An 11,061-nucleotide genomic window follows, 5' to 3' on the forward strand; every position below is an offset into this window, starting at 1 on the left:
TTACCTGAACGTTTTGCGCGGATCGAATGCGTCGCGCACGGCCTCGCCGATGAAGATCAAAAGCGACAGCATGATCGCGACCGAGAAGAAGCCGGAAAAACCGAGCCACGGCGCCTGCACGTTGGACTTGCCCTGCGACAGCAACTCGCCGAGCGACGGCGAGCCGGGCGGCAGTCCGAACCCCAGGAAATCGAGCGCCGTCAGCGTCATCACCGAACTCGACACGATGAACGGCAGGAACGTCATGGTCGCGACCATCGCGTTCGGCAACAGATGCCGGAACATGATGACCTTGTTCGACACGCCGAGCGCCCGCGCCGCCTGGATATACTCGAAATTGCGCCCGCGCAGGAATTCCGCGCGCACGAGTCCGACCAGCGACACCCAGGAAAATAACAACAGGATGCCGAGAAGCACGAAGAAGCCGGGCACCAGCACCGACGACAAGATCAGCAGCAGATAGAGCGAAGGGATCGCAGTCCATATCTCGATGAAACGCTGGAACAACAGGTCGATCCAGCCGCCGAAATAGCCCTGCACCGCGCCGGCCGCGATGCCGACGATGGAGGAGACGATGGTCAGGCAGAGGCCGAACAGCACTGAGATGCGGAAGCCGTAGATCAGCCGCGCCACCACGTCGCGGCCCTGATCGTCGGTGCCGAGCCAGTTGTATTCGAGATCGCGGCAGCTCTTGAGGCCTTTCTTCTCGACGACGGGCTTGCACTGCGCTTCCGTCAACATCCAGGTCGGCCGCGACGGCGCCGGCGTCGGCAGATCGAGATTGTGGGTGTCGTAGGAATAGCGGATCAGCGGCCAGACGATGCTGCCGCCCTTGTCCCTGATCAGCTTCTGCAAATAGGGATCGCGATAGTCGGCCGCGGTTTCGAAGTCGCCGCCGAAAGTGGTTTCCGAATAGGTGACGACGGACGGCCAATAAAGGTGGCCGTCATATTTGATCAGGAACGGCCGATCATTGGCGATCAGCTCGGCGAACAGCGACACCACAAATAGGATCAGGAAGATCCAGAACGACCAATAGCCGCGCCGGTTCGCCTTGAAATTCTGCCAGCGGCGCCTGTTGAGCGGCGACGGCACGAACGGTTTGCGAGTGATCGGCACGGCACTGCCGAGCGGCGACTTCGCAGTGGTTTCGATCGGCGTGGTGGGGGCGGCCAGCGTCATCAGACCTCCCGCGCCTCGAAATCGATTCGTGGATCGATCCACATATAGGTCAGGTCAGAGATCAGGTTGATCACGAGGCCGACGAGCGAAAAGATGAAGAGCGTGCCGAACACCACGGGGTAGTCGCGATTGAGAACGCTCTCGAAACTGAGCAGTCCCAGTCCGTCCAGCGAGAAGATGGTCTCGATCAGAAGCGAGCCCGAGAAGAAGGCGTGAATGAAGGTCGAGGGAAAGCCGGCGATGACGATCAGCATCGCGTTGCGGAAAACGTGACCGTAAAGCACCCGATTCTCGCTGCAGCCCTTCGCGCGCGCGGTCATCACGTATTGCTTGCGGATCTCGTCCAGAAACGAGTTCTTGGTCAGGAACGTCATGGTGGTGAACGCACCGAGCCCCATGGCGATCAGCGGCAGCGTCAAATGCCAGAAGTAATCGATGATCTTCCAATACCACGGAAACTGCGACCAGCCGTCTGACGTCAGTCCGCGCAGCGGGAACCAGTTGAAGAACGAACCGCCGGCAAACAGGATGATCAGGAGGATCGCGAATAGAAAGCCGGGAATCGCGTAGCCAAGTACGAGCACGCTCGACGTCCAGGTGTCGAAGCGCGTCCCGTCCCTGACCGCCTTGCGGATGCCGAGCGGAATCGAGATCAGGTAGGTCAGCAGCGTCAGCCAGATGCCGAGCGAGATCGAGACCGGCAACTTCTCCTTGACGAGCTGCAGGACGCTGACGTCGCGAAAATAGCTCTTGCCGAAATCGAAGCGGGCGAAATTCCAGACCATCAGCGCGAAGCGCTCCGGCGCCGGCTTGTCGAAGCCGAACTGCACTTCCAGCTTCTTGATGAAATCGGGATCGAGGCCTTGCGCGCCGCGATACTTCGAGTTGATGGCGTCGCCGCCGGCTCCCAACTGCCCCGGGGCGCGCTGCGCAAAGTCGCCGCCGCCCGAAATGCGCGAGGTCCCGCCGGTGTCCGCGCCCGAGAGCTGCGCGATCACGCGCTCGACCGGGCCGCCCGGCGCGAACTGCACGACGATGAAGGAGACGAAGAGGATCCCGAGCAAGGTCGGGATCATCAGCAGGATGCGGCGGGCGATGTAGGCGCTCATGGCTGCTTCGCCTGCTCGAGCCTGGCGGCCTTGCCGCCATCGTACCACCAGATGTCGGGAGCGCCGACGCCGTTGGCATAACGCGGCGGCTTCTGCGGATGACCGAATTGGTCCCAATAAGCAAGCCGGTGCGTCTTGTTGAACCAGTGCGGCACCCAATAACGGCCGGCGCGGAACAGGCGATCGAAGGCGCGGCAGGCGACGGTCAATTCCTCGCGGCTGTCGGCCGCCATGATCTTCTCGATCATGGCATCGATGGCCGGATTGGCGACGCCCGCAAGATTGTACGAGCCCTTCGTTGCCGCGACCTGCGACGAGAAGAACGAGCGCATGGCGTCGCCCGGCGTTGCCGACATGCTGAAGCGCTGGGTCGTCATATCGAAGTCGAAATCTTCCTGGCGTACCTTGTATTGCACGGCGTCGACGAGGCGCACGCTCGCTTCGATGCCAAGCGTCGCGAGATTCTTGATGTAGGGCCCATGGTGCGGCTGGAACGAAGGCTCGTCCAACAGAAATTCGATCCTGAAGATCTCGCCGTTCGGCAGCATCCTCTTGCCGTCCTTGATCGGCAGGCCGGCCTCGCTCAGCAATCGCTGCGCCCTGCGCAACAGGCTGCGATCCTGCCCGGAGCCGTCGGAGACGGGCGGCGTGAACGGTGCGGCGAACACCTCGTCCGGAACCTGGCCGCGAAACGGCTCCAGCAGCTTCAGCTCTTCCGGCGGCGGAGGCCCATCGCTCGCCATGAGGTCCGAGTTCTGAAATGGCGATACCGTGCGGGCATAAGCACCGTACATGATGGTCTTGTTGGTCCACTCGAAGTCGAAGGCGTCGATCAGTGCCTCACGCACGCGAGGATCCCTGAATTTTTCGCGCCGCGTGTTGATGAACCATCCTTGCGCGCCGGACGGCGTGTCGTCGGGCACGACCTCCATCTTGACGCGACCCTCCTTGACCGCGGGGAAGTCATAGCGGGTCGCCCAGATACGAGCGGTGAACTCTTCGCGGTAGAGATAGTTCTTGCCGGTGAAACCTTCAAAAGCGACATCGCGGTCGCGGTAGAATTCGTAGCGCACGACGTCGAAATTGTAGCTGCCACGACAGGGGGGCAGGTCGGCAGCCCACCAATCCTTGACGCGTTCGTATTCGATGTAGCGGTTGACCTCGAACTTGCCGACCTTGTACGGGCCCGAGCCCAACGGGATATCGAGCGATGTTTCGTCGAAAGCGCGAGAGGCATAATATGCTTTCGAGAAGATCGGCAGACTCGCCACATAGAGCGGCACGTCACGCGCGCGTCCCTTGGCAAAGGTGACGACCAGCGTCGCATCGTCAACGGCTTCCGCGCTGACCATGTCGCGCATCTGCACGATGATCAGCGGATGCCCCTTGGCCTTCAGCGACGTCAGCGAAAACGCCGCGTCGTGAGCGGTAAGCTTGGTGCCGTCATGGAATTTCGCCTCTGGCCGCATGGTGAAGCGATAGACCAGCCTGTCTGCCGATATATTTACAGACTTGGCGGCAAGCCCGTACATCCCGTCCGGTTCGTCATTGGCTCGCACCATCAGCGGCGCAAAAGTCATGTCCATGCCCTGCGCGCCATCGCCTTTGAGGATGAAGGCATTGAGCGAGTTGAAGGTCTGGTAGGACTGGTTGTACGCGCGCACCGACGGGATAAGCGAGAAGGTGCCGCCCTTCGGCGCGTCGACATTGACGTAGTCGAAGTGATGGAAGTCGGCGGGATATTTGAGGTCGCCGAAGGCCGACATGCCGTGGGCCTCTGCAGGCATCTCGGACGCTGTCGCGCCCCGGAGCCAGGCGGCGCTGAACGCGCCACCGGCACCCAAGGCCAGCACATGCCGGCGTGAAAGCTGCGCCATGCGAGAAATGCCCTTCACGACTTCTTTGCGATCCGCGCCGCCTTGTCCGCGTCGTACCACCAAATGAACGGGAAGCCGGACTGACCGTATTTGGGTAATTCCGCCGGCCGGCCGAACCGATCCCAGCGCGCGGTGCGCACCTTCGTATAAGTCCACTGCGGTACGACGTAGTGATTCCACAGCAGCACGCGGTCGAGTGCCTTGGTTGCCGCGACGAGATCGTCGCGACCCTTGGCGTAGATCACCCGCTCGATCAGCTTGTCGACCGCCGGATTCTTGATGCCGGTGATGTTGCGTGAACCGGCGATGTCAGCCGTCTTCGAGGACCAGAATTCGCGCTGCTCGTTACCCGGCGACTGCGACTCGCCCCAGGAGTTAGTGACGATGTCGAAATCCCACTCGCGCGTCCTGTTCTCGTACTGAGTGGGATCCACCGTCCGCACGCTGACAGCAATGCCGAGCCGTTCCAGCGACGGCTTGTAGAACAGCGTGATCCGCTCGAAGCTTGGATCCGAGTTCAGCAATTCAAGGGAGAACTGGGCGCCCGTCTTGACGTCGATCAGCTTGCGCTCGCGCACCTCGTAGCCAGCTTCCTTGAACAGGCGCAGCGCCTCGCGCAGATTGTCGCGAACGGCTTCCGGACTGCCGCCGACCGGGTTGGTGTAGGCCGTGGTGAAGACTTCGGGCGGGACCTCGGCGCGGACTGTCTCGAGGATCTCGAGCTCCTTGCCCTGCGGCAACCCGGTCGCCATCAGCTCATCGATGCCGTCGAAATAACTGCTGATGCGCTTGTACTGGCCGTAGAAGATCTGCTTGTTCATCTCCTCAAAGTCGAACGCGTAATTGAGCGCGCGTCGCACGCGCGGATCCTTAAACTTGGCGCGGCGCAGGTTCGGCACGAAGGCCTGCATGACGCCCGAGCTGCGATTGGCGAACTCCTCGAGGATCACGCGTTTTTCGGTGACGGCCGGGAAATCGTAGGCTGTCGCCCAGTTCTTCGCGCTGTTCTCGGTGCGCCAATCGACCTGATCGGCCTTGAATGCCTCAATCGCCACGGTGGCGTCGCGGAAATACTCATAGCGCAGCTCGTCGAAATTATTGCGGCCCACATTGGCGGCGAGGTCGCGCCCCCAATAATCCTTGACGCGCTCCAGCGCGATCGACCGCCCGGCAACGAATTCCTTGACCCGATAGGGGCCGGAACCTAGAGGCACTTCAAGCGTGGTGGCGGAGACATCGCGCTTGCGGCCCTGCGCATCCGTGCCCTCCCACCAATGCTTCGGCAGGACCGTGAGCTGCCCGACGATCTGCGGCAGTTCGCGGTTGCCCGGCGCGTCGAACACGAATTTTACCTCGCGCTCGCCGACCTTCTCGGCTTTCGTCACATGGCTGTAATAGGCCGAGTACTGCGGGTGGTGCTTCTTGAAGGAATCGAGCGAGAAGATCACGTCATCCGCGGTTACCGGCTTGCCGTCGTGCCATTTGGCTTGCGGCCGCAAGCGGTAAGTCACGAAGGAGAAATCATCCGGATGGCTGACGGCCTCGGCCAGCGCGCCGTACTCGGTCGAGACTTCGTCAAGCGAGGCCGTCGTGAGGGATTCGTAGATGAACGCCACGGCACCGGCGACTTGCCCCTTCACACCGGAGACGACGATGTTGAAATTGTCGAATGTGCCGACGGCGATCTGGCGCGCGACGCCGCCCTTGGGCGCTTCCGGATTGACGTAGTCGAAGCGCTTGAAATCCGCCGGGTATTTGATCTGTCCGAACAGCGACAGCGCGTGCCGCCAGGTGGGCTCGTTGGCGGATTGCGCGTGTGCCACGCCGACGCCGGAAAGGCCCCCTACGGAACCAAGGGCGGGGAGCGTTGCGGCAGCAGTGCCGGTGAGCAGGAGATCGCGTCGGGTAAGGGCCAAATCAACATTCCTGTCTTGAAGGAGGCTACTCCTTTAAGTTCCCAATATAGGCGAGGTTTCGACGGAATATGTTGCTTTTTCCTCATCTTGGAGGGCCAGCTGGCCGATCGCTGCGGCCAAACGCCCCGATAACAACGCCGCGAGGCCCGGATAAGCAAACGGCCAGGCTTTTCAGCCTGGCCGCGTACTAAGATCGAAGTCGATAGGCCTTACTTCGCCGCGGTCGGCAGCGGCTTCGGGCTGTCGGAGAGACTGTTCAGGTAAGCGATCACGTCGGCACGCTCGCTATCCTTCGGGATGCCAGCAAAGCCCATCGCGGTGCCCGGGACAGCTGCCTTGGGATTGGCGATGAACTTGTTGAGCGCATCGAAGTCCCAGGTGCCGCCCTTGGCCTTCATCGCGGCCGAGAAGTTGAAGCCGCCGCGGCCCTCGCCAACATGGTCGCCGACGACGCCATAGAGGTTCGGACCGACACGGTTCGGGCCGCCCTTCTCGAAGGTGTGGCAAGCGCCGCACTTCTTGGCAGCGGCGGCGCCCTTCTCGACCGAGGCGGTCTGGAGCAGCTTTTCGATCGGCTCGGCAGCCGCGGCGGCAGCGCCGCCTTCCTTGCCGTGGCCGGCGTCTTCCTTCACGGCGATCTCGAAGCCCGGCTTCTCCGGCATCTTGGGCGAGAACAGCGCACTGGCGGTGAAGCTCGTCACCAGCAGAAGGAGACAGGTGCCGAGCACGGCACCGAGAATCTTGTTCAGTTCGAAAGAGTCCATTTCCGGCCAGGCCCCACACCGCAAGAAGGATCGAGCGGCCCAGTGCGGCCGCCAGGACGAGCCTCGGAGAATCAACGTTCCTTACTGTTTCCCCGAGTTTTGCCATTGAGATATCGGTTTGCCCGGGGTCTGGCAACCCGTATAAGCGAGCGGGCTTCACCCCCGTCCCCACCCCATTTCCCGGCGCGGAAAACGCCCCGTTTCCAGGCCCTTGAACCGATGATCGATCCCCGCATCCTGGTGCTGATTCCGGCCCGCATGGCCGCCACCCGCCTGCCCGGCAAGCCGCTAGCCGATATCGCGGGGCAGCCGATGATCGTGCACGTGATGCGCCGTGCCGAAGCGGCCGGGATAGGCCGGGTCGCGGTCGCAACCGACACCGCGGAGATCGCATCCGTCGTGACCGCCCATGGTGGCGAGGCCGTGATGACCCGCCCGGAGCATCCGTCCGGCTCCGACCGCATCCACGAGGCCATGCAGAAGCTCGATCCGGACGGCAAAGCCGAGATCGTGGTCAATCTGCAGGGCGATTTCCCGACCATCACGATCGACAACATCCGCGAGGTGTTGCCGCCGCTGCAAGACCCCGCCGTGGATATCGCAACGCTGGCGTCGCAGATCCACACCGAGGAGGAGGACCTCGCGCCGAGCGTCGTGAAGGCGATCGGAACCTCGCTCGGCGGCAGACGCATGCGCGCACTTTATTTCACCCGCGCAACCGCGCCGACCGGCGACGGACCGCGCTACCACCATATCGGTCTCTATGCCTATCGCCGTGCCGCGCTGGAGCGCTACGTCCGGCTTCCGCCGTCGCCGCTGGAATTGCAGGAGAAGCTCGAGCAGCTCCGGGCGCTCGAGGCCGGAATGCGCATCGACTTCACCATTGTCGATACCGTGCCCCGCGGGGTCGACACGCCGGCGGACCTGGAAACCGCCCGCAGCATCCTTTCCAAATCCTGAGCCGCTGTTACAAGGCCGAGCATGAGCAAGCTGAAAATCGCATTCCAGGGCGAGCCTGGGGCCAATTCGCACATCGCCATCGTCGAGGCCTATCCCGACGCCGAGCCGATGCCCTGCGCCACCTTCGAGGACGCCTTGTCGGCGATCTCGTCGGGCGAAGCCGATCTCGGCATGATTCCGATCGAGAATTCGGTCGCAGGCCGCGTCGCCGACATCCATCATTTGCTGCCGGCCTCCGGCCTCTTCATCATCGGCGAATGGTTTCTGCCGGTCCGGCATCAGCTGATGGCGGTGAAGGGGACCAGGCTCGAGGACATCAAGAGCGTCGAGAGCCACGTGCACGCGCTCGGCCAATGCCGGCGCATCATTCGCAAGCTTGGCATCAAGCCAATCGTGCACGCCGACACCGCCGGCAGCGCCCGCGACATTTCCGAGCGTAACGACAAGTCCGTCGCCGCGATCGCCTCGCGCCTCGCCGCGCAGATCTACGGCCTCGACATCCTCGCGGAGGACATCGAGGACGAGGCCCACAACACCACGCGCTTCGTGGTGCTCGCGCGCGAACCGAAATGGGCCGCACAGGGCTCCGGTCCGTTGGTCACGACTTTTGTGTTCCGGGTGCGCAATTTGCCCGCCGCGCTCTACAAGGCGCTCGGTGGCTTTGCCACCAACGGCGTCAACATGACCAAGCTCGAGAGCTATATGGTCGACGGCAATTTCTTCGCCACGCAGTTTTATGCCGACGTCGACGGCCACCCCGCGGACAAGGGCCTCGCTTTCGCGATCGAGGAGCTGAAATTCTTCTCACGCGAATTCCGCATCGTTGGCGTGTATCCGGGGCACCCGTTCCGCGCGACGATGGAATAGATTCGTGTCCCGGACGCGCGAAGCGCGAGCCGGAGCACCAGAGCCTTATCCGACCGCCTTAAGCCCGAACGCCTCCGCCAGCAGCGAATATGATTTCTTTCGTGCCTCGTGATCGTACACGGCGGTAATCACCATCAACTCGTCCGGCTTGCTCGCATCGATCAACGGCTGCAGCGTCTTCTGCACGGTTGCCCGGCTGCCGACGAACAGACGGGAACGGTTGCGCCGCATCGAGGCGCGCTCCGAGTCGGTATAGGGATAGGCCAGCGCCTCTTCGACGCTCGGCAACGGAAGATACTGGCCGCGGTCCCGGCGCAGGCGGTTGAGGTCGAAAGACGCGGCGAGCTTTTCGGCTTCGTCATCCGTGTCGGCCGCAATGACGGCGACCGCGAGGATCGCGCGCGGGCTCGCACTCCAGGCCGAGGGCTGAAAACGATTGCGATAATGCACCATCGCATCGATCGCATCGTGGGACGCAAAATGATGGGCGAATGCGAACCCCATGCCGATTTGCGCGGCGAGCTCCGACGAATAATCGCTGGAGCCGAGCAGCCAGATCGGCGGCAACGGCGTATCGTCGGGCATCGCAACGACGTTGTGATAGGGATGGCCCGAGGGGAATTCCCGGGTCTGCCACAGGATCAATTCGTGCAGCCGCTCGAGGAAATCGTCGCCTTCGCGACGGTCGAGCCGGCTGCGCAGCGCATAGGCCGTGGCGCCGTCGGTGCCAGGGGCGCGGCCGAGGCCGAGATCGATGCGGCCCGGAAACAGCGCCTCCAGCATCTTGAAGCGCTCGGCCACGACCAGCGGCGCGTGATTGGGCAGCATCACGCCACCGGAGCCGACGCGGATGTGCTTGGTCACCGCCGCGATCTGCCCGATCATCACGTCGGGCGCCGGGCTCGCGACGGAGGCGAGGTTGTGATGCTCGGCGAGCCAATAGCGGACATAGCCGAGCCCATCGACATGGCGCGCCAGGTCGATGCTGTTGCGCAGCGCCGCGGCGGGCTTTGTGCCGGTGGTGACGACGGAGAGGTCGAGGACTGAGAGCGGGATCATGGCGCGCTAACGTAGTGGAGGGCAGCGCGGCGGCCAATGGGAGGGCGCGCAGATCTGACGTGCAGGCCAGGGCCCGCGCGCTCCGGACCCGCGCCGCGGCGTTGGGACAATGATCAATCTGGCAACATGACTTTCATATTGCCCACTCAATATATTGCGCCAGTTAATCCGCAAGTTCTCCCTACTTGGCTGGTATATTTATCTTTTTATACCAAACCGAGCTTCCCACTTCGATTCTAAATCACCGAATATTTTATGCCAACACCGCCAAAGTGGGCCACTTCCCATTACCGATGGGCTGTCGGATGCGGCCGCTTTGGCTTATCTTGGCCTTTCGCAATCTAGACCTGACCGCCGGCCGCCAACGACCCGGCGCGCCCTTGGAGAGTGAGTGGTGCCCATGACTGACGCGACAATGCCTGCCCACACCGGCGGGCAAGACGGGTACCTGAAGCGGCCTGCGATTTCCTTCGAGTTCTTTCCGCCCAAGACCGAAGATATGGAGCGCAATCTCTGGGACACCATCAACCGGCTGGCCCCGCTCGACCCGAAATTCGTCTCGGTGACCTATGGCGCCGGCGGCTCGACCCGTGAGCGGACCCACGCGACCATCTCGCGCATCCTGAAAGAAACCGCGCTGCTGCCGGCCGCGCATCTGACCTGCGTCGGCGCCTCCCGCGGGGAGATCGACGAGATCGTCGACCGCTATCACGAGGTCGGCGTCCGCCACATCGTCGGCCTGCGCGGCGATCCCCCGGGCGGCATTGGCACGGCCTATTCTAGCCATCCCGATGGCTACCAGAGCTCCGCCGACCTCGTCGCCGGCATCAAGAAGCGGCACGGCGATATCGAGGTGTCGGTCTCGGCGTACCCTGAGAAGCATCCCGAGGCGCGCGACTTCGACGATGACATCGACACGCTGCAGGCCAAGGTCGATGCAGGTGCGACCCGCGCGATCACGCAGGTGTTCTTCGATAACGACCTCTATTTCCGCTATCTCGACCGCGTGCGCGCGCGCGGGATCAACATCCCGATCGTGCCGGGCATCATGCCCATGCATAATTTCAAGCAGGCTCGCAATTTCGTCACCCGCGCCGGCACCTCCGTGCCGGACTGGTTCGCCGCGAAATTCGAGGGGCTCGACGAAGACGCCGAGACCCGCAAGCTGGTGGCGGCGACCGTCGCGGCCGGCCAGGTGCAGAAGCTGGCCAAGCACGGCGTCGACACCTTCCATTTCTACACCATGAACCGCGCCGATCTCGTGTTCGCGATCAGCCATTTGCTCGGCATCCGCGCCAAGAGCGCGCAGAAGGCGGCTTAAGACACC

At 62.8% G+C, this 11,061-nt stretch carries 9 protein-coding genes; 3 read left to right on the forward strand and 6 right to left on the reverse strand.

Translation table 11 applies throughout. The annotated features are described in order from the left end of the window. The 5 genes from IVB36_RS07285 to IVB36_RS07305 form a co-directional block, all read right to left on the reverse strand. Positions 1–1,182 (reverse strand): ABC transporter permease, encoded by a 1,182-nt coding sequence (locus IVB36_RS07285; protein WP_018454694.1) that lies wholly within the window; start codon positions 1,180–1,182, stop codon positions 1–3. Next, a complete protein-coding gene (locus tag IVB36_RS07290; protein WP_018454695.1) occupies positions 1,182–2,291 on the reverse strand; it encodes a microcin C ABC transporter permease YejB in 1,110 nt (369 codons plus the stop codon). The genes IVB36_RS07285 and IVB36_RS07290 overlap by 1 nt, the downstream gene beginning before the upstream one ends. Next, positions 2,288–4,168 (reverse strand): extracellular solute-binding protein, encoded by a 1,881-nt coding sequence (locus tag IVB36_RS07295; protein WP_018454696.1) that lies wholly within the window; start codon positions 4,166–4,168, stop codon positions 2,288–2,290. Before IVB36_RS07295 ends, IVB36_RS07290 begins: the two co-directional genes overlap by 4 nt. A 14-nt stretch (positions 4,169–4,182) precedes the next feature. Further along, a complete protein-coding gene (locus IVB36_RS07300; protein ID WP_026232797.1) occupies positions 4,183–6,084 on the reverse strand; it encodes an extracellular solute-binding protein in 1,902 nt (633 codons plus the stop codon). A 209-nt stretch (positions 6,085–6,293) separates the two neighbouring features. Beyond that, complete coding sequence (locus IVB36_RS07305; protein ID WP_018454698.1) at positions 6,294–6,848, reverse strand: cytochrome c family protein; 555 nt, start codon at positions 6,846–6,848, stop codon at positions 6,294–6,296. Positions 6,849–7,067: 219 nt separating this feature from the next. On the opposite strand from IVB36_RS07305, the gene IVB36_RS07310 reads away from it, so the two are divergent. Further along, entirely contained in the window at positions 7,068–7,808 is a 741-nt protein-coding gene (locus tag IVB36_RS07310; protein WP_018454699.1) for a 3-deoxy-manno-octulosonate cytidylyltransferase, read from the forward strand. A 21-nt stretch (positions 7,809–7,829) separates the two neighbouring features. Continuing rightward, the gene (locus tag IVB36_RS07315) at positions 7,830–8,675 is read left to right on the forward strand and encodes a prephenate dehydratase (RefSeq protein WP_018454700.1); all 846 of its coding nucleotides are present in this window, start codon (positions 7,830–7,832) and stop codon (positions 8,673–8,675) included. Positions 8,676–8,720: 45 nt separating this feature from the next. On the opposite strand, the gene IVB36_RS07320 is transcribed toward IVB36_RS07315, so the two are convergent. Then, entirely contained in the window at positions 8,721–9,734 is a 1,014-nt protein-coding gene (locus tag IVB36_RS07320; protein ID WP_018454701.1) for an LLM class flavin-dependent oxidoreductase, read from the reverse strand. A 400-nt stretch (positions 9,735–10,134) separates the two neighbouring features. Here IVB36_RS07320 and metF point away from each other — a divergent pair, with 400 nt between their 5' ends. Beyond that, complete coding sequence (gene metF / locus IVB36_RS07325) at positions 10,135–11,055, forward strand: methylenetetrahydrofolate reductase [NAD(P)H] (RefSeq protein ID WP_204513271.1); 921 nt, start codon at positions 10,135–10,137, stop codon at positions 11,053–11,055. Positions 11,056–11,061: the final 6 nt, after the last annotated feature.

Source organism: Bradyrhizobium sp. 35, assembly GCF_023073215.1.
In the GTDB taxonomy this organism is placed as follows: Bacteria; Pseudomonadota; Alphaproteobacteria; order Rhizobiales; family Xanthobacteraceae; genus Bradyrhizobium; species Bradyrhizobium canariense_D.

Bases quoted from the DNA above. Each gene is read 5' to 3' on its own strand.
- IVB36_RS07285 (WP_018454694.1), bottom strand. From the start codon at position 1,182: ATGACGCTGGCCGCCCCCACCACGCCGATCGAAACCACTGCGAAGTCG.
- IVB36_RS07290 (WP_018454695.1), bottom strand. From the start codon at position 2,291: ATGAGCGCCTACATCGCCCGCCGCATCCTGCTGATGATCCCGACCTTG.
- IVB36_RS07295 (WP_018454696.1), bottom strand. From the start codon at position 4,168: ATGGCGCAGCTTTCACGCCGGCATGTGCTGGCCTTGGGTGCCGGTGGC.
- IVB36_RS07305 (WP_018454698.1), bottom strand. From the start codon at position 6,848: ATGGACTCTTTCGAACTGAACAAGATTCTCGGTGCCGTGCTCGGCACC.
- IVB36_RS07310 (WP_018454699.1), top strand. From the start codon at position 7,068: ATGATCGATCCCCGCATCCTGGTGCTGATTCCGGCCCGCATGGCCGCC.
- IVB36_RS07315 (WP_018454700.1), top strand. From the start codon at position 7,830: ATGAGCAAGCTGAAAATCGCATTCCAGGGCGAGCCTGGGGCCAATTCG.
- IVB36_RS07320 (WP_018454701.1), bottom strand. From the start codon at position 9,734: ATGATCCCGCTCTCAGTCCTCGACCTCTCCGTCGTCACCACCGGCACA.
- metF (WP_204513271.1), top strand. From the start codon at position 10,135: ATGACTGACGCGACAATGCCTGCCCACACCGGCGGGCAAGACGGGTAC.